Annotated in this window: 18 protein-coding genes; 6 read left to right on the top strand and 12 right to left on the bottom strand. The window is 55.9% G+C overall.

The features are described 5' to 3' along the window. Positions 1-2 precede the first annotated feature (2 nt). The 3 genes from AC06G5_RS26935 (at position 3) to AC06G5_RS26925 (ending at position 3,951) form a co-directional block, all read left to right on the top strand. Positions 3-1,607 (top strand): DUF2300 domain-containing protein, encoded by a 1,605-nt coding sequence (locus AC06G5_RS26935; RefSeq protein WP_480459936.1) that lies wholly within the window; start codon positions 3-5, stop codon positions 1,605-1,607. 3 nt (positions 1,608-1,610) lie between these two features. Beyond that, complete coding sequence (locus AC06G5_RS26930) at positions 1,611-2,423, top strand: YfaP family protein (RefSeq protein ID WP_413423585.1); 813 nt, start codon at positions 1,611-1,613, stop codon at positions 2,421-2,423. A gap of 289 nt (positions 2,424-2,712) precedes the next feature. Beyond that, positions 2,713-3,951 (top strand): tyrosine-type recombinase/integrase, encoded by a 1,239-nt coding sequence (locus AC06G5_RS26925; protein WP_480458588.1) that lies wholly within the window; start codon positions 2,713-2,715, stop codon positions 3,949-3,951. Between the two features lie 166 nt (positions 3,952-4,117). Here the strand turns inward: AC06G5_RS26925 and AC06G5_RS26920 are convergent, their stop codons facing one another. Together AC06G5_RS26920 and AC06G5_RS26915 are read right to left on the bottom strand one after the other, a co-directional pair. Beyond that, positions 4,118-4,375, bottom strand: coding sequence for a hypothetical protein (locus AC06G5_RS26920; RefSeq protein ID WP_480458587.1), 258 nt, complete (start codon positions 4,373-4,375; stop codon positions 4,118-4,120). After that, positions 4,376-4,708 (bottom strand): hypothetical protein, encoded by a 333-nt coding sequence (locus tag AC06G5_RS26915; protein WP_480458586.1) that lies wholly within the window; start codon positions 4,706-4,708, stop codon positions 4,376-4,378. Positions 4,709-5,026: 318 nt separating this feature from the next. Here AC06G5_RS26915 and AC06G5_RS26910 point away from each other — a divergent pair, with 318 nt between their 5' ends. Together AC06G5_RS26910 and AC06G5_RS26905 are read left to right on the top strand one after the other, a co-directional pair. Continuing rightward, entirely contained in the window at positions 5,027-5,440 is a 414-nt protein-coding gene (locus AC06G5_RS26910; RefSeq protein WP_480458585.1) for a hypothetical protein, read from the top strand. After that, a complete protein-coding gene (locus AC06G5_RS26905; protein ID WP_480458584.1) occupies positions 5,440-5,994 on the top strand; it encodes a hypothetical protein in 555 nt (184 codons plus the stop codon). The genes AC06G5_RS26910 and AC06G5_RS26905 overlap by 1 nt, the downstream gene beginning before the upstream one ends. Positions 5,995-6,309: 315 nt before the next feature. Here AC06G5_RS26905 and AC06G5_RS26900 read toward each other — a convergent pair whose 3' ends face one another. After that, positions 6,310-7,203 carry a phage integrase N-terminal domain-containing protein gene (locus AC06G5_RS26900; RefSeq protein ID WP_480458583.1) on the bottom strand — a complete coding sequence of 298 codons (894 nt, stop codon included), beginning with the start codon at positions 7,201-7,203 and terminating at the stop codon, positions 6,310-6,312. A 1,067-nt stretch (positions 7,204-8,270) separates the two neighbouring features. On the opposite strand from AC06G5_RS26900, the gene AC06G5_RS26895 reads away from it, so the two are divergent. Beyond that, positions 8,271-8,621: a DUF6694 family lipoprotein gene (locus tag AC06G5_RS26895; RefSeq protein ID WP_480458582.1), complete on the top strand. Its 351-nt coding sequence runs from the start codon at positions 8,271-8,273 to the stop codon at positions 8,619-8,621. Between the two features lie 229 nt (positions 8,622-8,850). On the opposite strand, the gene AC06G5_RS26890 is transcribed toward AC06G5_RS26895, so the two are convergent. From AC06G5_RS26890 to AC06G5_RS26850, 9 genes are all read right to left on the bottom strand, one after another. After that, complete coding sequence (locus AC06G5_RS26890; RefSeq protein WP_480458581.1) at positions 8,851-9,834, bottom strand: hypothetical protein; 984 nt, start codon at positions 9,832-9,834, stop codon at positions 8,851-8,853. After that, positions 9,831-11,174, bottom strand: a complete 1,344-nt coding sequence (locus AC06G5_RS26885) for a restriction endonuclease subunit S (protein WP_480458580.1) — start codon at positions 11,172-11,174, stop codon at positions 9,831-9,833. The genes AC06G5_RS26890 and AC06G5_RS26885 overlap by 4 nt, the downstream gene beginning before the upstream one ends. Continuing rightward, positions 11,167-12,714 carry a class I SAM-dependent DNA methyltransferase gene (locus AC06G5_RS26880; protein WP_480458579.1) on the bottom strand — a complete coding sequence of 516 codons (1,548 nt, stop codon included), beginning with the start codon at positions 12,712-12,714 and terminating at the stop codon, positions 11,167-11,169. The genes AC06G5_RS26885 and AC06G5_RS26880 overlap by 8 nt, the downstream gene beginning before the upstream one ends. Positions 12,715-12,865: 151 nt before the next feature. Continuing rightward, a complete protein-coding gene (gene hsdR / locus AC06G5_RS26875) occupies positions 12,866-16,342 on the bottom strand; it encodes a type I restriction-modification system endonuclease (RefSeq protein ID WP_480458578.1) in 3,477 nt (1,158 codons plus the stop codon). Between the two features lie 408 nt (positions 16,343-16,750). Beyond that, positions 16,751-18,334 (bottom strand): DUF3987 domain-containing protein, encoded by a 1,584-nt coding sequence (locus tag AC06G5_RS26870; protein ID WP_480458577.1) that lies wholly within the window; start codon positions 18,332-18,334, stop codon positions 16,751-16,753. Next, on the bottom strand, positions 18,324-18,530 hold the full coding sequence (locus AC06G5_RS26865; protein WP_480458576.1) for an AlpA family phage regulatory protein: 207 nt from the start codon (positions 18,528-18,530) through the stop codon (positions 18,324-18,326). Before AC06G5_RS26865 ends, AC06G5_RS26870 begins: the two co-directional genes overlap by 11 nt. 590 nt (positions 18,531-19,120) lie before the next feature. Next, on the bottom strand, positions 19,121-19,867 hold the full coding sequence (locus AC06G5_RS26860) for a LexA family transcriptional regulator (protein WP_413423587.1): 747 nt from the start codon (positions 19,865-19,867) through the stop codon (positions 19,121-19,123). A gap of 229 nt (positions 19,868-20,096) precedes the next feature. Beyond that, the gene (gene ppa, locus AC06G5_RS26855) at positions 20,097-20,624 is read right to left on the bottom strand and encodes an inorganic diphosphatase (RefSeq protein WP_007894323.1); all 528 of its coding nucleotides are present in this window, start codon (positions 20,622-20,624) and stop codon (positions 20,097-20,099) included. Positions 20,625-20,737: 113 nt separating this feature from the next. Next, positions 20,738-21,550, bottom strand: coding sequence for a M90 family metallopeptidase (locus AC06G5_RS26850; RefSeq protein WP_480458575.1), 813 nt, complete (start codon positions 21,548-21,550; stop codon positions 20,738-20,740). Positions 21,551-21,553 lie beyond the last annotated feature (3 nt).

Here is a 21,553-nt window from a genome sequence, read left to right as displayed (position 1 = left end):
TGATGGCTTGTCTGCTGTGTTTGATCCCTGCGCTGGCGACAGCGCAGGACGAACCGCTGCGCCTGGCTTTCAAGGATGATTTGCTGTCGTTGAATCGAACTCAGGTGATCAGCCGCGAGCCGCTGCCGCAGACGTTGCAGACGCCGCTGGGCAGCGTGTGGAAGTTGTTCGTCTACGCCTGGCTGGTCGATAGCGGTGCACACGAGTCGCCTTATGAATGTCGCGGCCAGTCGAAGGACGAGGTTTATTGCTGCACGGCAGGCGGCAGGATCGAGCGCGATCAGGCGTTGGTGAAGTCATGCGGTTTGTATTTCGAACCCGCGCGGTTGGGCATCAGCGATGCCGACTGGCGAGCCTATTGGCAGACGCGGCAGGCGCCGCGATGGTTGCTGGACTTGCCTAAGCTGCAACCTGCTACTCGGGTTTCAGTGGCAGAGTTGTTGAAGGTGCTTTCGGTACTGCCAGCACAGGATCAAGCCCGGCGTGTGTTGCTCGATGTGGTGCTTAATGCCGCTGATGGCCATGTCGTCGGCGAACTCGGAAGCCGCCTGCGGGTGAAGACCTGGAGCTGGTTGGCGGATCAGGATGCAACCTCGCGCCAGGGTGGGTTTGCCGGTTGGGTGGCGGATGGCACTCCGGTCTGGGCCGGAGGACGGGGCACCAGTCAGCGGGTACTGCGTGATTACGCACAGGCATTGTCTACGGCGATGCCTGTTGCATGGCCTGCGGATGCAGGGAAATGCGTAGAAGTCGACCTGTTCTCCCGCTACCCGCTTCGGCGCGTGCTTTCGGAGGGCACCGCGGTGACTTCCGGAGCGTTGCAGGGCGACTACCGCGTTGAATTCGCCAACGGTAATGCGCTGGATATCCACAGCGACGGCGAACTGTTTCTGCTGAACGACAAGCTCGTGGCTCGCCTGGATCGCGAAGAGTACGTTGCCCGTGTTCTCCAGCGCGAAGCCAGCGCCGAACCGGTCGAAGCCGCCAAAGCCCTGGCCGTGGCCATCCGCACGTACCTGCTGCAAAACGCCACGCGCCGTGGTGACTGCCTGAGCATCGACGACAGCAGCAGCCGGCAGCGGGTCGCGCCGCGTCCGGCGGCGCCCGGGGCTCGCGACATCGCCGCGTGGACCAGCGACCTGGTTCTGGCCGGCAGCGCCGTCACCTACCATTCCGATCAACCCGGCCCGGACAGACTGTCCTGGCAGCAAGCCGTCACTCAGGCCCAGGCCGGTCAGCGCTACGACGCCATCCTGATGCACGCCTACCCGCGCGCCAGTCTCAGCCGCTGGGACAACCCGGTCGCGTCCTGCGAAGCATTGCCCGCCGCACAGGAATGGCTGCAGAAACAACGGCGCGGCTGGCGCCCAATGCTTGAAAGCGAAACGGGCTACAACGAAGTCAGCACCTTCGCCGTATGCCGCCTTGCCTTCGGTCGCCCCTATGTCGACCGCGAACGTCAGCGAATCTACGTGCGTGGCGCGCAGACACTGCAAGACCGCCTCGACCTGACCCACGAATACCTGCACCTGGCCTTCGAAGCACACCCCAACGGCCAGGATGAAACCTACATCGAAGGGCTCGCCCGCCACCTCTTGCTGGAATAGGCCATGAAACTCCGTTATCCACAGGTCTTGCTGTTGCTCTGTTCGCTGGTGGCGCTGTCATCGGTGATGGCGGCCGACAGCGTCAAGCTCGACACCCCCGCAGGTGGCTGGCGCACCGGCGCGCCCGAGGGCGAAGGGGAAAGCTTCCGGCAAACCGTCAACTACCCGGCCTCGTCGGTGAACACCCCGACAGGGCAGGCCAATACCGCTCGCATCAGCGGGCAGATCAAGGCCACAGCCAAATCGACAGAGCCCGGTCGACTGATCGTCAACGGGGTGAGCATGCCGCTGAAAATCGACCCGGCCGGCCGTTTCGACCGCCCGTTTTCATTCCCCAACGGCAGCAACAGCGTCGAGGTTCGCAGCCCTGATGGCCAACAACGTCACCGCACGCAATTGCTCAACAGCAGCGGTGGCGCGACCCCGGCCAAGTTGCGCGTATTGCTGTCCTGGGACAGCGACAATACCGATCTCGACCTGCACCTCATCACCCCCGACGGCGCGCACATCTGGTACGGCGACCGCGTCGTCCCCAACGGCGCAGCGCTCGACGTCGACGTCACCACCGGCTACGGCCCGGAAATTTTCGCCATGCCCGCGCCGATCAAGGGGCAATATCTGGTGTATGTGAACTACTTCGGTGGCGGGTACAGCAGTGATGAGGAGGGGCAGGAAGACGCGGTGCAAGCGCTGACCACGGCGCAGGTAACGGTGATTACCGAAGAGGGGACGCCGAGCGAGAAGATGGAGACGTTCCTGGTGCCGATGCGTGCGGTGGGGGAGCTGACGTTGGTGAAGGGGTTTAGTTATCCGTGAGGGGGATAGTGACAGCAGTGCTGACACTATTCGTTTTACTTGTCGCAGCAGTGCTGCGACAAATTCAAGTGCTGAGCAGTTCACTTTCTTTCAGGCATTAAAAAGCCGGCTTGTGGCCGGCGTTTTGTTTGTTCGCTGCTGTTCGCTATTTTCCGTAAATGATAGATTTAACAGGGGTTTGAGGCTAGGCTTCGTCCGCAGGTGTCCATTTTTAATCGTTTATTTCCGGATGAAAGTGGGGGATCAATTGGGGGAACAATTGATGTTCCCCCACTGGGGGGAGAGTCTAATGGGTAAGCTGAATCCAAAGCAGGTCGAGAATCTGGCAGCGCCAGGCACCTATGAAGATGGAGATGGGTTGCGCTTGGTGGTGAAAGCGAGCGGGCGCAAATCTTGGGTCTTGAGATTCCAGATTGCTGGTAAGCGTCGTGAGATGGGCTTAGGTAGCTATCCCGAGATTGGTTTGAAGGCGGCACGTGTAGAAGCCAGTGCCAAACGTGGGCAGTTGATGGCAGGTACTGACCCCTTGGCAGCTCGTGATGCAGAGCGCGAATTGCAAAAGCAGGCGCAGCGAATAAAGGATGCTCGGCAGATCTCATTCGAAGGATTGGCGATCGAATACCGGGACGCACATGGAGCGGGTTGGTCGGATAAGTGGCGTAGAGGATGGCTGCGCAAGCTGGAGCTTTATGTGTTTAGCAGTATCGGTAAATTGCCCGCCTGCGATATCCAGACCGAACACGTCCTCAGGGTGCTGCAACCCATATGGGCGAGCAAAACACGTACAGCCGACGAGGTCCGAGGGCAGATTGAGCAAGTGCTGGACGCTGCGAAGGCAAGAGGCTTAAGGGAGGGAGAAAACCCCGCACGGTGGCGCGGACACTTAGAAAATTTGCTGAGCAAGTCTGAAAAGAAGAGGGCTCGGAAACGCCAGAATTTCCCGGCAATGGAGTGGAAAGAGGTACCAATGCTCATGCGCAAATTGGCGCAGAGCAACAATTCGCGAGACTCAGTCGCAGCGCGCTTGCTGATCATGACCGGGGCTCGTTCGCATATGGTACGTCTGGCTACTTGGAGTGAGTTCGATCTTCAAGAAGGAGTTTGGTCGCTTTCGTCTGAACGCATGAAAGCCGGTAAAGCGTTCAATATCCCCCTGGCTCCCGAAGTCATTAAGATGCTTCAAACTCTGCCGCGAGTTGAGGGAAGTCAGTTCTTGTTTCCAGGTCAGGGCAAAAGCGGAGCGATGCACGCGAACGCTATTCGCAACCTATTGCATGGGTTGGGACATAACGATATTACCCGGCATGGCTTTCGCAGTTCGTTTCGGGATTGGGCGGGAGAGCGAACCAATTTTCCACGCGAGGTTTGCGAGCTTGCACTGGCCCATGACGAGCGCGGCCAAACCGAAGGTGCTTATTCAAGGTCAGACTTTTTCGAGAAGCGTCGCGCGCTGATGAATGCTTGGATTAAGTACATCACTTCGAAGCCAGCGGCGAACGTCATCAGTGCAGACTTCAAACGTGCCTGAGGGGGCTGTCGCACGCCATAAAGCCCCGGATGTTTGAGGAAAAGAAAAAGCGGGCTCCAAAATCACCCGCTTTTTCGAATGGGTCAGCGGCCAACTTCCAGCAGCTCACGGCGGACAAATCTTTACATCAGTCCGCTAGCCGGAACAACGGCTATCCATGGTGATATTAGAGTCGGCCCGCAAACCAATTTCCGAATAGTCCAGCTGACATGCTAATCACGACCAGTAGCAAAGTGCGGGCTGTCTCTGAATAGCCTCGCCTATTCAGAAGCAGAGCAATCCAGCTGGTGTGAATAGCACAAATGATGAGTGCTATCACCTCAGGTATGGGCAGGATATTTTTAAGTAAGCCGACTGTGGAAAAAGTCAGGAACAGCAGCGACACCCAAAGCAGCAGCAACCGCTGGTGGGGCTTAATGCTCATTTACGCTCTCCCTGTATATTCCACAGACGCCTGGGGGAGGGCGGCGATCTTTGTCGCCAAATTTTGCTCGGTTAGAGCGCGGATGTGTGCATCCCAGCCGCTGCGCCGATTTAGCTCGGTGACCAAGAGTTCGATCTGAGCATCAGGCAGGGCTGGATGTGGTGGAAGGACTTCGAGGGGCATTCCCAGCAGCCAAGGAATAGCCACCAGTTGGAGATGTGCCAGACTCTCTGCTCTGCGTGCTGACCATACCCGCCAGCCGTCTCGGCCATAGGGCATGAGCTGTTTGATCAACTCTTCGATTTCTGCAGATGTTGCATAGGCGTTCAACATTAAAAAGCCCTCGATCATTGTGATGAGGGCTTAGTTTCGAGGCATAAATAGTGTGTCACTAGCCTTTAATGTGGATCGCAGCTGGCACTGATAAATCATGGTGGACGGGGGGGCAATCATCGATCCTGCAGCTCTGATTGGGAAATTGCACAGACTGCCCCACCTGTTTGCATTCGACCTGACCAGCCATTTGCATCGGACGTGACCACCACGCCTCGTGGCAATGATCGGCAGAGAAAGCTATCTTTGAAACGATGCCACGCTTACAATTCGCCACCATATCTATCTTCTCTTTCTTGTCTCGGCGCTAGAAAAACGATGGCTAAACCGTTTGTCAGGTCACAAGCATTCACGCACTGGCTTGTGTGCGTGTTCGTCACGCTCCTACTTCCCTTGGCTCCGCTAGGCATTGAAGCTTTTGCCTATAATGGCCATATCTCACTCACAAGCCTGATGCTTGCCGCCGGTATTTACACGATCAGCACCGGCTTGATCTCTAGAGATTCGCTTTTGGCCTCGTCTTCTTTAGTCGTGGCGGTTGTTTTTATGGGCATGTATGGAGTCATACTTGCCCGAGGTGGAGACATGACATACAAGTCGTATTTCACGAGTGAAACATATTTCTCCGATGTAGTGATACTTTTAGCTATGATTTGCAATGCACTGGTTAAGTTTAAGTATCATGTAATTGAAGTAAGGCCTTTTGATGATTTTTCCTTGGGGAAAAGCTAATGGAAGACTTTTTGAGTGTCTCCGCTTTGATTCCATTAATAGTATCTATATTTGCAGTTGCGGTGTCATCTTTCAAGGTTAAATCGAGAATTATGGCGGAGAAGCATTTTATTAGTGCGATTAGATCGCAAATAGATGATAGTGTTATTGAAGTGCCTGCTAAGACGACAACTGCTTCTACGTCTCAAGATGGCTCTGAAAGACATTCTCCCCTACCTGATCCCCAGTTGTTAAATGACTGGAAGGCCTCAGATGGTCATGGCGCGGTTACTATAGTGTGGAAGAATGGCGATGACCATTCTGTATATAGAATGCCGCCGTCATCCGCTCTTGATAAAGAAGAGTTGCGCAAAAAATATAAACTTATCTATGGCGCACTTCTTAGGTCTTCAATGGATGGTGCGAACGAGTTTTCTTTGGTGCAAGACGCGCTTCACACACTAAATGAAAGTGACAGGAAGAAAATCGAATCGACTTTGGAGAATAATACCAGTAAAGGTCGGCGGCGCTACTTGAGCACGGTTTTTAGAGATGCAATGAAAACAGCGCATTGACTTAAAGAGAGCGGGGTGAGCCGCTCTCTTTTCGTTCAGTATATACAAATTTTTTCAGGGCTTGTTTTAGTCGAAAGCATACTGCGGCGACTGACAGCAAGTGACCGTTTGTAGCCGTACTCTGCCGATCATGGTTACATCCGATCCGGAATCACTTCAAAATTCATTTCCCGGCCCATCGCCAGGATTGTCGTTTGGCTTGGTTGGTTTCCGTGAATCATCGCGACTCAGTCGCTCAACAAGACGAAGTGTCTGTTGGAACCCTGGCCTCTTGTTCCGACGGGGACGCTCTAGTGGTGGACGTCGCATGATCATTTACCTCCCTAGGTAAATAGTTGTGATTTGAACTCGTTCATGGCCTAGCTCACGGGAAATCAACTGGCGAGCGTCTGCGTCCGAGAGTTTTCCGGTCATTGCAGTCTTGCTGCTGATACTGGAATCATCGAGTTGCACGCGCAGAGCCACAGGGGCGGACTGGCCAGTCAGCTCCCGGTAACGGGCTTGGGCATATGCATGGCGTAAACCATGCGCGCGGCTAATGCGAGCGGTCGACAATTGCCGCTCGTAAATTTTCAGATGCTGGATGTAACTTCGTTGCGCTGGAATGAGTGATCCTTTCCCGGTCAGGGCGCGTACCTGATTCAGGAGCTCACGCTGCTCTGGCATGCGAACCTCAAGCTCTCTGGGACGTCCCCCTTTGGTCCAGCTGGCCTGCAGGACTAATCGGTCACCCTGCCACGCCTGGTTGACGATTAGCTTGAGGCTTTCTTCGCGGCGCAGTCCGAATTGCTCCTGCAGGCGCAGAGACAGTTGGATATGCGGATCAGTGATTTTGTCCATCTGAGCCTCGCTGAGGCTGATGGCCTTGGACTCCTTGGCGACGTACTGGCGCTTCTCAATCCCTAGCTGCTCGTTGGTGATTCCTGCAACACCAAACTTGGCTACCTTTTCGGCTGCCCAGCGCAAATGGGCTACCCGGTTTTTGATCGTGCCAGCAGTCAGTTTTTCTGATTGCCAGTGCCTGACCAGCGCCGCAATGTGACGCTGAGCAATGCCGTTGGCGCGCAGGTTGCGAAATCCCAACTCACGCTGTAGTTGGTTTGCCGCTTGCTTCAATACAGCGCGGCGAGCCGCCTGAGTGGCATGCGATCCGTCGCGGTTACGGGAGCACAACTTTATCCAGTCGTGACGTAGTGTGTTGTTGCTCATTTGATGTCCGTCGGTTTATCGATTCGGTAAGTGATAAGCCTCTGTCCATCCACGAATATGGCTGGAGGCACGCTAGGCAGCATGCAAATGAGGCGCGACGACACGGGGTGGCTGATAAGCCAGTCATCTGGTCAGCCCCTGTTGGGTGCTGCAGGTGACGAGAGGGCGCGACTACGTCAGCAAGCCCTGGCCCGGTTCCGCCGGGGGCGGGGTCTTGAAGTACTACAACCCTAGCCGACCAGCCAGAGAGGCTCCTGCGTTGCTGCATATCGCGCCGGAGAGATCGCGAAATGCCCTAAGTAACGCCCAGGGATACGGCTCATTGGGCTAGAGCTCGCCTGCGCAAGTTACTTCTACTGATTCGCGCGATTCAGTAGCCCAACAATCCAGTCGGCGGGCCCTTGGGTAATCCATTCCCGATCTTGGGGATTGGGAATGCCGCTGTTTTAACGACCGACGGGGTCGGGCGGATACCTCCGTTCTGACGCGCCAAGTCAGAACGCCCCTCTTGCCATCTGCCGGTATCGGGGGTACCGGTGTGTTGCTGTCAACGATCACGAATGGCGTGCTCGCTGGCAGCGATGGCGGTCGTCCGAGAATGGCTCGGATATTCCGCCACCTCTCATCTGCTGGATACCGAATGGCGGTATTTTGCAGATGACTAAGGTTCGTTGGTCTCTCATCACTACCTCGTCACCATTCAGTAGTTACCTGAGTGATGATCCTCGGCGCGCGATCTAGAGAAGAGAATAATTGCTAAAAAAATAAAAATCGAGGACACGATGTCCACAAATCAACAAAAAATTGGTTGGTTTTTGCGATCGGATAGTTTGTGCATTGCGAGGATTTTCTGGTCGTGCGGAGCCACCGCGCTCGCCAATGCTTCGCGTCACTACCCGGCCCGCGGCCTACTAGTGACGCGAAGCCATAACAGGCTGTACCCCTACATGCGGTTTTTCAGATGCAAGCAGAGTATGTGGCGGTTCGTGAAAATTACCCATTGCGGGCTTCTGACACAGAGAAACCAGCCCTAGGCTTTTGGCTCAACATTGAATTGGAGATAATTAATGAGCCTGGCTGATGTCGATATGTTGAAGAAGACCTTGGTGCTGCTAGCGCTGACATTCGCGCTGGCATTCATGCTGCGCGGATGTGGTGGAGATAGTGTCCTCGAAAGCGGGCCGCCTAGGTTCGACAGCACCAACAAAGCTGCAATAGACGCTTCTGTAAAAAAGGTTCGCGACAGCCTGACCGCACATGATGCAGTGGCTTTGAGGGAGGATTTTGAGCTTCTCGCGCGATATTTCAATTCGCCGAAGAACCAGCTGGGCACCACGTTAGATAAGTGGATTAACGGGAAAACAGCTGAGGAAACACACCTGTTGGCGTTAAGAGTTCGCGCTGGTGGATTCCGCTAATCCCTGAGAACGGCTTTCGGATGGCTGGTGGCGAATTTTCATTCACTAGAAACAGTAAAGCCCACGATTCGTGGGCCTTACTGTTTTAGCAATCCGCGTGTAATGCCTGGAAAGGCGGCGACAGACCGCAGTTACGGAAGCTTGGGCAGCTACTGCGAGAGCAGGGCGAATGGCGCAATAGCCTGTCGTGTTGATTCAGTTGCTCAAGAACCGCTCTAGGCCATAAGGCCTAGAGGTTGGTGGTGCTTCTGATCAGGCTAATCAAGCGCATGAAGTCAGCGTTGTTACTGTCGCTTTTCCAGCGATTGGCAAAGCGGCAGACGATCTGCAGGTTGCCAGGGGCATAGTGGCCATCGCTGTTGATGCGGTCGAGAGAGCACAGCCGTTCGTCATCGTCCTGCGCCCGGTCCAGCTGCATCGGTATGCCCGTGAGCGCGCACAGGCCTTCTTGCATGTGGTAAAGCTCTTCAATGTAGAGCTGTAGTTCTTCTTCGTCTGGGAAGCCGAAATCTTTGTTCTTGGCCCAGCGGACTACTTCTTGGCCGTTGGACTGTTGTGTGGTTTCCCACGCGGTGCGTGCCATCCGGTATGCAGCAACTTTGAGGTTGCTAAACGAGCTCACAGGTCCCGCTTTACGCACGGCCGTTTTTTCTCGCCACTCTCGGCGCTCATGCCATGGGGTCAGGTCGTTCCCATGGACAAGTGCCAATGCATATTCCGCATAATCGGGGGATAGCTGCTGAAGGGTGGCTTCGGTTGAAAGGAAGTCCCACGCCTTAGGATGCAGCGCGCTCCATTCCAGTCGACTACCGATCAAGCTGATTTTTGCCCAGGGTTTGCAGGGCTTATGGCACAAGTAGACAGGCTTGGGAGGCTTGCCGCTGGGGTCTTCGCCAAGTTCAAAGGCTGGGGCGTCAGGTAGCGACTCGGTCCACCACAGATCATTCTTCTCGCGGTGAATCCAGATATCGCCGGATGTTTGCGCAATGATGGTCATCAAGTTGAACCAGCGTGATACCACCCCCAGTGTCGGAACCATGCCTCGAGCGGTTTTCTCATGTTTCAGTGTGGTCTCGATAAAGCCTTCACGGTCGCCCGCAGCCCAGAAGCTATGGGTCTTTTCGGCGTTCATGGTGGCAACGGTCGAACGACGAAGGCAGTTGGGCCACTCGTAGTTTTCACGGCCGAAATTGGCGATGAACACCCGCTTCATTTGCTTTTTCTTCCTCGCTTGGACTTGGGCGCGGCGGCGCGTTGGGCTTGGATGCGTGCCAGCAGCACGCTAGCCGATTCGTCGTTGGGGTCTTGTGGCACCAATTCGCCACGAAAGGCTTTGGCCAGGATGCTTTGGCTCAGGTGGTCGATACGGTTTTTGGCTGTGTCTACTTTGGCTTCGAGTTGGTCGGCATAAGCGAACAGTTGTTCGACGCGACGGACGATTTCGGATTGCTCTTGAATTGAAGGGATGCTTACTTGGAACTCGCGGATAATTTTCGCCGGTAGCTGAGGCTGAGCTGATCCGCTTCGTTGAGTGTCAATTAGCTTCTGGAATGAAGGGGACGCGATTAACATCTTGAAAAACTCATTTTCCAAAGCGGGTTCAATTTTTCTGAGAATCAACATTCCGGAATTTATGCGTACAACGTCGAATGGTACGTTTGCGTCATACGAAGCAACATTGCCCAGTGTTCCTCGGGTCGTTATTACAATATCGCCGCGAGAAAGTGTTCCACTTCGCAAAAGCTCGTGTTTTTTCTTTGAAATGAAGGCGTTCTCTTGGAACTCAAAGCCGTATTTCCTCACGTTTTTGGTTGAAAGAAATAAGCAGTATTCGCTTTCTTGATAGTCTTCTTTTTTGGGGTAGTTGGGGCCCCTGTCGCCATCAATGAGCTTGAATAGTTCGCCGATTGTTCGCTCTTGGAAATCTGGTGCATGGTTATCTTCATGCCACTCCTCCGTCAACCTCCCAGATACCGCAGCAGCAAGGACGGATTGGCGGAAGCGTTTTAGCAAAGCTGGAATGGCGTCGATGCGGGTTTTGAGGGGGTCGACCTGGGCCAGCAGTTCATCGAGTTTTTGGGCGATGCGTTTTTGTTCGGCAAGTGGCGGCAGCGGGATTTCATGTTCACGAATATCTGCTGACTTGACCGCCGGATAGAGCGCCCCCTGAACTTTTGCGCACATGGCATCAACAAAATGAATCGATCTCACGGCAGAAAAAATCCAGCGAGGTTCTATTTCAATGGGTTTCAACACATCGAAGCCAGTCGAGGCGATGCAGCCGTTGTGTTGTTCACCAATTAACGCAACAGCATTCAAGTTGGGTCGAGTCATTGAAACGATGACATCGCCTTTCTCAACAAGCTTACGTGCTCGACTTGGAGCGTCAGCACCAAGTAGCTGCTGCGGTTTCGATACTTTTTTTAGATCCCGGTCAATGCTTGTGATATCGATGTAGGTGATCACCTCATCTGCGTGGGGTATGTGCTGCACTGGTAGCTTGCAAAGGTCACTTAGGGCCGCAAGAGCCCATCCGCTTGGTAACTTACTCATCCCCAACCTCCTGAGTCATCACCAACCCCATCACTTCCGCCATCAACTGCTTCTGCGCCGCCGCTTCATCACCGGCACCCAACGCCTTCATCAATTCTTCCAGCTCATGCAGGGCCTCGGTTAGTTCGGCCATGGCTTCGCCGGCCAGCACTTCTGGGGCGGGCAGGTTGTTGGCGTCGAGGCTGTCGGCGTCTTTGAGCCAACTCATATCCAGTGAGTCGCCGCGCTCGCGAATCTGCTCGCGGGTGAATACGCGGAAGCGGCTGAGTTCGCCAAGGCCTTCAACGTTCTCGGCGCGCGGACTATTGCCATTCGGATCATCCCCGTAGGCATCCTCGAATGGCTTGAGATGGGCGGCGCCGAACGGGGTGCGCTTACCGAAGTTGGGCATATTGCTGCGCAGGTCGTAGACCCATACTCGTTTGGTGCAGCTTTCATTCTGTTGTGGATTGTCCGGGCTGCCTTTTTGGAAGAACAGCACGTTCGTCTTCACGCCCTGGGCGTAAAAGATGCCGGTAGGCAGGCGCAAGATGGTGTGCAGGTTGCACTTGTCCAACAGGTCGCGGCGCACGTCTGTGCCGACGCCGGCTTCGAACAACACGTTGTCGGGCAGTACTACGGCCGCGCGGCCGCCGGGTTTGAGGCCGCGATAGATATGCTGGAGGAAGGCCAGCTGCTTGTTGCTGGTGCGGTAGGTCAGGTCGTCGCGGGTCGGGCCGCCGCCGCCCTTGGCGGTGCCAAACGGTGGATTGGAGAGAATCACATCGACCCTGGGCAGGCCCGCGCCCACCTGGCCGAGGGCGTTGCCCAGGTGGACGACGCCCTCGTCATCGCCTTCCATGCCGTGTAGCAGGGTGTTCATCAGTGCCAAACGGCGGGTGCCGGGCACCAGTTCTATGCCGACAAAGGCGCGACTGCGCTGGAAGCGGCGGGCCTTCTCATCCAGCGTGTAGAGGTCGTCGGTGTGGCTCTTGATGTAGGCGTCGGCGGCAATCAGGAAGCCGGCGGTACCGGCGGCCGGGTCCTGGATGGTTTCGCTGGGCTGTGGGCGGATGCAGCGGATGATGCTGTCGATCAGTGGGCGTGGGGTGAAGTACTGGCCTGCGCCGGATTTGGTTTCGCTGGCGTTCTTTTCTAGAAGGCCTTCGTAGAGATCGCCAAGTCCGTCTTCACGGGCGCTGAACCAGTCGATGCCATCAAGGCTCTTGATCAGTTGCTCAAGGTGGCGCGGTTCCTTCAGACGGGTCTGGGCGTCGGCGTATATGGCGGCGATCAGCGGGTCGCTGTTCTTACCCAGATCCAGCAGCATCTGCCGGTAATGGTTGAGCAGGGTGAGCCCGGACTTCCCTTCGAGGTCGGGCCAGCGGGCACCGACGGGCAACTTGTGGGCGAAGTCGGAGTTGTTCTGCACCTGCTCGTATTCCATCTTGATGAACAGCAGCAGAACCAGCTCGGTGACGTAGTCGCTGTAGTTGATGCCGTCGTCGCGGAGGACGTCGCAAAGGTTCCAGAGTTTTTGGACGATATCGCTATTGGTCATGGGGCTCTCGTAGAAATTGAATGTGCTGGTGTAGGAGCGAATTCATTCGCGATGGGGGCGACGTAATGTGGCCGTTGATCGTGGCTAAATCTGCTCGTGCAAAGACGTGTGCTGGGAGTGCGGTAGTAACTGCCGCGGAAGTCGAGGATGCTCAACCCGTCTGCGGCCAAAGGTTGTCGTTCAGCGCTTCTATGACGTGATCGAGGTGGCCAGCGAGTAGCTTGTCCAGCCGCTTGGCGCCGCCATCTTGGGCAAAGTTTCGGTTGAGCACTTCATGGTCGAGTACCACTTCGTGAGTCAGTTGCTTGGCCAGGCGATCCAGCCATTTGCGCTGCACTGGCGTCCAGGAATGCAGGCCGTAGATCTTCTGCATGGCGTTGTTTACACGCTGCTCGAAGGGCAGGAGTGCTTCGCCGATGGCGGCCTGGCGAATGTAGCCAACGATGCTTGCGGCGATTTCCTGGTTGGTCTGATTACGCCAGGCGCTGCTCAGGTTCGCCTCGCTGTAGCCGTTCTTGTCCAGCAGTAGGCGGACCTCGCGAAGCTGTTCACGGGTGAGATCTTTGGGGCGATTGACTACCACGCCGAGCGCGACGGACTGGTTGAGTTGGTTGTGAATGAACTGGTGGAAGCTCTCCAGGTAATCCTGCGGTTTCTGGTTACTGCCATAGTTTTGCTCGCGCAACATCAGCTCGTCGCTGTGAGTGGCAATCACCGGATAGTTTTCCGAGCCCAGCAGGGCGCTGACCTCGGCCAGTTGGCCAAGCAGGTGGCTGTGCTGGCGTACGAAGTTGGCGGCCTGCTGCGGGCCGAGGTCTTGCAGGTGCCTGTGCAATTGCGCCGGTGCAACACCCCAGGCGTCCTCCAGTTCATTGAGTTTCTTCTGCAACGTTGGCTTGGTTTCGGCCTTGTGGCCGGCCTTGCGCAGGATACGCATCACGCGTTGGCTCAGTTGGTCGAGGACGTCATGGGCGTGACTACTGCCTTCTACGTTGCCGGGAGCGTCGAAACTGCCGCCATGGGTCAGCTCGCTGACCAACTGCTCCAGCGTTACGTTGGGGTTCTTCACCAGCGGCTTCATGGTGTCGACTTCTTCCAGGCTGGCGTAGAGGTCGACGGGGTCGTAGATGCGGAACACGGTCTTGCCGATGTCGTCACAGCGGCGGGTCGCGCGGCCTTTCATCTGCTCGTAGAGGATGCGCGAGCGCACGCGACGCATGAACACCAGGTTGCAGATCGCCGGCACGTCGATGCCGGTGGTGAGCAGGTCGACGGTGATGGCAATGTTGGGGGTGCGCTCGTTTTTGTAGCGGCGGATAAGTTGTTCGACCTTATCGCTCTGGCCGGTGATGATCTCCACGCTGGCCTGGTTATATTGATCTCCGTGCAGGTCCTTGAAGGCGTCGTCCAGCAGGTTTTTGATTCGTTCGGCATGGGCTTGATTGACGCAAAAGATCATGGTCTTCTCTTCGCCCTGTGGGTCCAGCTCCTGAGCCAGCTGCTCACAGATCACCTTGTCGAAACCGGGAGTGATGACCCGTCGGTTGAAGGACTCGATGTTGAAGTCTAGTTCGTCTTCCAGTTCGGCTACATCGACTTCCCCGGTCTGGGTGTTGATTACGCTGACACTATCGCCCTTGGCGAAATGAATGCCGTTCTGGCTCAGTAAGGTTTCATAGCGGATTGGCGGTTCGTGGTCGATCAGCCAGTCTTCAGCCACGGCCTCACGGTAGCTGTAGGTGAATACCGGTTTGCCGAAGATTTCGCTGGTGTGTTTGGCTGGAGTGGCGGTGAGACCGACCTTGCAGGCGTCGAAGTAATCGAGCACGCGGCGGTACTGCGAGAGGTACTGGCCATGATCCCGCACTGCCAGTTCACCTTCAGTCATTTCCTGGTCGAGGGTGTAACCGCGGTGGGCTTCGTCGACGATTATGCAGTCGAACTCATCGATGGGTGGAGATGTGTCGGACTGAAAGATGCGCCGCACCATGGCTTGTACTGTGGCTACTTGAATGCGGGTTTCCGCTTCGGCGGCCATATCGCCGAGCTCCTTGACGTCGTAGATCTGCGCTAGGGTGTGGTTCTGCTCCAGCGGTGCTTCATTGAAGGCGTCGATAGCCTGTTGGCCAAGAGCGCTACGGTCGACCAGAAACAGAATGCGCTTGAAGCGTTCGGCTTTGAGGAAACGGTACATCAGACCGATGATTGTGCGTGTCTTACCGGTGCCGGTGGCCATGGCGAGCAGACAGTCACGCTGGTTTTCAGCTAGCGCATGCTCCACTGCACGGATGGCATTTTCCTGATAGTCACGTAGCTTGAGATAGGCGAAACCTTCCTGTTGCAGCTGCGCCTCAGCTTCTTCGCGGCTGCGCTTGAGCAAGTCGAGCAGGCCGGCCGGAGTATGGAAGTCCTGCAGGGGTCGGCGCAGGTACGCCGGGCTGCGCAGATCGCGAAACCAGATGCCCGACTGTTCCGCCAATTGTTTGATATAGGGCCGGCCGTTGCAGGCGAAGGCGAAGGGTATGTGGAAGCTACCGCCTTGACCGTCGAGCCATGGTTGACTCAATCCGGAAAGCTGCCAGCCGTTGTGATGTTCGCCCGCGAGGACAAATTGGCGGGAGTAGCGTTCTGCTTGGGGTATGCGGTTGGCAATGTTGATGCGTTTGCGTTTTGCTTCGACCACGGCAATGGGTGTGAGCCCGGCGAACAGCACATAATCGGCATCCTCCCCTGGCTTACTGGTAGGCCATTCGGCGATGGCCTTGTTCTTTCCCTTCTCTGGACGTGCACCCTTGCTGTACTTGAGATCCAGCGAATCTGCTTCCCAACCGGCTTCAATCAGTTGCTGATCGATCAGGATGCGGGTGAGGTCCTCGTTGAGGTCAAAGCTGCTGCTAGCCTGCTGAGTCTTGTGCATAACCAGCTGCGTAGTCTGCGGTTTGGCTGCAAGCTCCTGCTGTAGTGCTTTGACGCGCTGCTCGAACTCATCGCGCAAGCTGGTTAGTTCGGCTTCGTGTGCCTCGGCGACCTGCTTGTGGCCGCGTGACTCTGCATCCATCTGCTCGGCAAGAACGGCATATTCCTCGGCCTCGCGCTTTTTCAGCTCGACGAGTTGCTGGTTCGATTCTAGTTGCTGATTGGATTCAGTGAGTTGGGCTTTGAGCAGTTCGATCTGGGTTTGTAGATCGCGCAGCGGAACACTAGGGTCGGTCGGTATAGCGAAGGGGCCTGGTTTGAAGGCGCTGCCTGATTTGCCCAGCGCTTTGTGGAACCACACGCTCAGCTCACGTGCCACCTTGAGGCCGTCCAGGGCGTCGCGGTGAAGTGTGTGGAAACCGTGGGTGGCCTTGTTGCCTTCGATGCGTAGGGTGTGGAACAGGCTGACGATGTTGCGATCGAGCTGGATTTCGCGGCCGAGCTTGTAGAGCAAGTCAGCCTGCGTAGTGTTGGAGTCGAATTCGATGCCGGCGCGGCTGGCCAGATCCTGTGCCAACGCTTCTCCCAGTTGCCGAAGCTTTATCAGCGTGGTGTTGGGGTCGCTGGAGAACACGTGCTCGGCCGTATTGGCGAGCTGAAACAATATAGGGTCGTGTTCTTGGAGGAAGGTGAAGTTACTGCTTGTGGTCATCGTCGATCCTTCGCAAAAGCCTTATGCCGCTGGCCATGAATGAAATTGCGCCAAGCTTTACGAAAGTTACCGTAATAATGGGCGCATGGCCATTTGCACAACCGTGCTTCGCTTCGGATGAGCAAAGACGTCTAGGCATTGTCACCAGGAGCAAATCGGAAATCTAGCTGGCGTTTTGATGGGGAATAGGGATGGAAGTGCGGCACAGTTGCTGTTTAAGGTCGAGGTGATTGACGGCTGGGCTTTTGAGAAAGGGGCTGCGCTCGCAACCCCTTGATTTTATTGGTGGGCCCAACATGATTCGAACCTGCGACCAAGGGACAATGAGTGTCCCTGTGAGACCAACTTAACGGCCTCGGCAGGCGGAGATTGGCTGCGGAATCTGAGGAGTCTGAGAGAACATACGGTTTACGTGGTTTTCACTCCTGTGGAGAGCTTGAGGAGTATCGCGGAAAGTGGCGATACCTGTGCGGCTTCCGCGTCTTCCCGCAGACGCCGCTTAGCAGCGAAGTCGCGTGATTGTTGCATTCCCGCACAATCCTCAGATCTCGCAAGGGGATTCATCTGGAAGTTTTTGTTGTCGGAGGTTAGTAAGTAGTTATGAGCGACCAAAATCTCCAGCAGTTTGTCACGCACTTTTGCAGGGCGCATGGGCGGTGGCCCTGATTTGCTGAGTTTGTCGCGGTGAAATTCGGTCCAATGGAATGCGCGGGATGGGGCAAGTAGCCAATTCACGAGATCGTTGGCATGCGTTAGCGTCGATTTAGGCTTTTCACCCGCGCCATACCGAAGCCATTCAGACAGTGAGTAGTCGACAAGCGTGCAGCCCCTGCGCATGCATTCGACATCAATTAGATCTGCGCCTTCTGCGCAGGCCAACACTGCACCTAAACGTCGGGCGATTTCGGCAGCACGCCCAGCAAAGGGGCGCATGTCACCGTACTTCCCTAGCGGGTGTTGCTCGCGCTCAACTTCGTTATAGAAGTCCAGCCAAGTCTGAGTTGCCCCTGCACTCAGTTCCAGCACCGGTGGGTGTACTTCACTGGTTTCGGGGTCAATGTACTCGGGACTGGCCATAATAGCCTTACAAGTGTTCCAGAAGCGCTGTAGACGCGGATCGTCGTAGCTGTTCCGCGCAAGCTGTTCAACGCTTAGGAAGCGGGTACCCGCAATGGTGTCGGGGTATGCAAATAGGAATCTCGGTAAAAAACCTTGGCCCTTCATCAGTGGATCATCTAGAGCATCTTTCACCGCCACTGGTTGAGCCATAAGATGGATGCTTAGGCGTCGATGTTCAGCAGTGCCAGAACCCTCCAAGTTCCCTGCGGATCTGTGGCGTGAAAAATAACCTTTGTCAAACGCTTTGCACAGCCCGCCTAGCGTTGAGACTCTGGTATCAGCCTTAAGTGAGGACCCACCAAAAAGTTGTCCTCCTTCATCGCTGTCCCAGGACGCTGCGGGCTTTCCTCGGATGAAGTCTCCAGCGATTGGTTCGAATGTCGCATCTGTATATTGACTGCGGGGGTCTGCTGGCAGCGGGTTAGCAATCAGAAACTCATCTCGTGCTTTGCCTTTGAGCAAATTGGCCGATTTGAGAGTTTCCCTGAGTGATTGCTTATATGTTTGATATGCGGTGAGTTCCGCTTTGTCGATAACGGCGAATGCTAAATCTCGACAGGCGCTTTTGCGATCACCAGACATCCCCAAGGTGAGCATGTTCAGTGAGCACGGCATGCCAGAAGGATTATGCAGATGGGGGGCATTTCTGCGTGTCTGGGCTATATGAGCTAAGGCACCAAGTACGCATTGCCCGGCTAAAGCAAGAGGGGCTTGAACGTGCTCTGCAATGGCTAGCGTAGCGTCGCGCAAAGTTTGTGGTAACGAGTCCACAGGGTAAGGCATTGCCTCCCTTGTATCTGACATTAGTGGTAGTGGAGCTATGGGGGAGAGCGACTCTTTGTCTGGCGCGGATGTCATGAGTTTAGTTCCCATTCAGCCGCTCGTTTACCCAGGCTTCAATTTCCAGGCTATCCCAGCCAACAGCTCGAACTCCAATAGGTTTGGATTGTGGGAATTTCCCCATTTTCATCTGTTCGTAAATGTAAGTGCGGCCTAGCCCGGTAAGGGACAGCACAGCGGGCAAACGCAGAATGCGGCGGGGTAGAGAGGAGGGATGCTTAGCGGCCATCGTCGAGTCCTAACAAGGCGCAGCGGAGTGCTGCGGACGATCCTTAATTTACGCATTTTTCTTTCTGGAACCATCGAATCGGGTGTCAAAACCACGTAGCAAGAAGCAAGGCTAGGAAGCTGCACTGCTGTACGTTGAACATTGGTTTAGGCAGGCTGACTTGTGCTTTCGGAGTCAGAGGTGAGCTAGTGGAGTCGTCACCAATTTTTCCTTTAGCAGCATGTTGCCGTTTTGGGTTGATAGAGTTGGGGGAATAAATGGGGGAACAAATAGATATCTAGATCGAAGAACCCCGTAGTTCTTGATTTTCGGGCATTAAAAAGCCGGCTTGTGGCCGGCTTCTCGGGGACTGGCTTGGATCATTTTTGGTAAACCGCGCCAGCCTTCAAAACGTACACCCGGATCTTGCGTCCGGCTGTGGGACCTGGTGAGAAAGTCATCTGCCAGGTCAGTGCATCCGAGCCGCAAGGCGGGTCGATGCGCAAATGTGGGGCGCAGCATACGCAGGTTTGATGGAAATTCCCAGCGGGAAGTGCGAGGCAGAGCCGCCGGGCCACTCGGGTGGGGCGGCAATGGGTGGTCTGGAGCGCTTAAAGAAACGGTACCGCCGGCCGCCGTTTGTTCAGGGTCGACCACCAGAATACCCAACCCAGCACCCTGATGTTCTGCTCTTCGATCTGTGCGGCCCTGAAGATTTCATCCGGGTATTCGGCGCGGTTGTGGCTGCGCAGTCGCAGGGAGTTGCCCGGCAATCGGTGCAGGTACTTGATGCGTAGCATGCCGTCATGTTCGATGGCGTAGATCTCGCCATCGATGATCTGGGTCAGGCCTCGGTCAATCGCCAGGGTCGAACCGTCTTCAATTTTCTCTCCCATGCTGTTACCGCTCATGAAGGCACAAATGGCGTCGGCGTGGTTGATTTCCAGGGAGTCAAGGTGGCTGCGGGGCAGGCGGATCGATTGCTTGGGGTCTTCTATGACGTGGGTTTTGTTGGAGCCCGGGGCGATAAAAGCTTCTGTATAGAAAGGCAGTTCGACGTCGGCAGGCTCGATGACCGTGTAGACACCGCGAATGGTCTGGGCATCGAAGGTGTTGCCGGATTCGTCGAGCAGGCGCAGGTGTTGGGCGTCTTTCAGGCCTTCGCCGGTTTTCAGCCAATCGCTGCTGACGGAGAGTTTTCTGGCGACTTCTTCCATGCAGTGGGCGGGCACGCCACGGGTGTACCAGTTATGTACATTTTGCGGAGCCGTATCCAGAAAGTCGGCAAATCCGGTGGTTGTGATGTTCGCTGCTTCGAGGAGCGCTTTAAAGCGTGGGCCGCTTGTGTTCTTTTTCATGAACACGAGTCTACTGGCGGCTGGTAGGGGTTTGAATAAACGCCTCGTTCAAATTTCGCGGGAAATTTACGACCGGATGTAAGATGCTCTTGGGGAATTTTAAACATGCAAAAACCAAGAGCTGCCACGGTTAAACGGGCCGTTTGGCGTGCTTATCAAGCACCCACAAAAAACCCCGGATCACCCGGGGTTTTTCTTGAAGCCTGGAGCTTGAAGCTCGCGGCTGCTTTTAGCCCTTATAGGCAGCAACCGACTTGGTGATCGCGTCGCGGGCGGCGTCTGCGCCAGCCCAGCCTTCGATCTTCACCCATTTGCCTTTTTCGAGATCTTTGTAGTTCGCGAAGAAGTGCTCGATCTGCTGGATCAGCAGCGCTGGCAGGTCGGTGTATTCCTTCACGTCCACGTACAGCTGGGACAGCTTGTCGTGTGGGACTGCGATCACTTTGGCATCGCCGCCACCGTCGTCGGTCATGTTCAGGATGCCGACCGGACGAGCGCGGATCACCGAACCTGGAGCAACCGGGTAAGGGGTTACAACCAGCACGTCGAGGGGATCACCGTCGTCAGCCAGGGTGTTCGGGATGTAACCGTAGTTGGCCGGGTAGAACATTGGGGTGGCCATGAAACGGTCAACGAACAGGCAATCGCTGTCTTTGTCGATTTCGTATTTGATCGGCGCGTGGTTGGCCGGAATCTCGATCGCGACGTAGATGTCGTTCGGCAGGTCTTTGCCAGCCGGAATCTTGCTGTAGCTCATTGGGCGTTGCCCCCGTTAGTTGACCAGAAATACTTGGCCGGATTGACCAAAAAGTGGCGGCGATTATAGGCATATTCCTGGGTCGACGCCATGTACCAGAAGTCGTATGGCGCTTACTGGTCTGCCTGATAGACAGGGTCATGCGCCTTTAGTTGCTTCAACCTCGCCAGCGGGTCCTGGCGATAGAACAACTTCAGCTGCTGGTACACCTGTGGATAACCCTCGTGCAGCAAATCCGGAGCGCTGAAGAAGTATTCGCTGGTGACGGCGAAGAACTCGGCAGGGTTTTCGGCGGCATACGGGTCGATGGCCGTTTCGGCGTCGGGATTGCGCTCCAGTTGCCGGTCGAGGTCGTCGTAGGCCTTTTGCATGACGTTGGCCCAGTCGCTGACCCGCATGTCGGGATGCAACGGCGGCAGGCCGTTGGCGACGCCGTTGAGCATGTCGAGTTTGTGCGCCAGTTCGTGGATCACCAGGTTGTAGCCTTCCCAGCCACCACTGGCCATCACACCCGGCCAGGCGAGGATGATCGGGCCTTGCTGCCAGGCTTCACCGCTGTGCTCACCGTCCCATTCGTGCTCGACGCCGCTGGCATCGCGATGGCGCTGAGGGCTGAGGAAGTCGTCGGGGTAGAGAATGATTTCGTGGAAGCCCTGATACCAGTTCAGGTCGCCGAGGTGCAGCAGCGGCAGTTGCGCCTGGGCAGCGAGCAGCAAGCGTTGCTCCTGATGCAATTCGACGCCGGGCAGGGCGGTCAGGTGCTTGTCTTCGAGGAACAGCACGCAAGCTTCGCGTAGCCATTGGTCTTCGGCGGCACTGATGCCATCGAGAAAACTCAGGTGCTGGCGCACCCGTTGCCACATGTCATCGGCAATCGGGTGCTTTGCCAGGGTGCGCCGGCGACGCCAGGCGCTCAGGGACCACATCGT

It is taken from the genome of Pseudomonas sp. WT-JTC (assembly GCF_056711565.1).
Note: the sequence above shows the minus strand (reverse complement) of the source record. Positions and strands in the feature narration are given on the sequence as shown.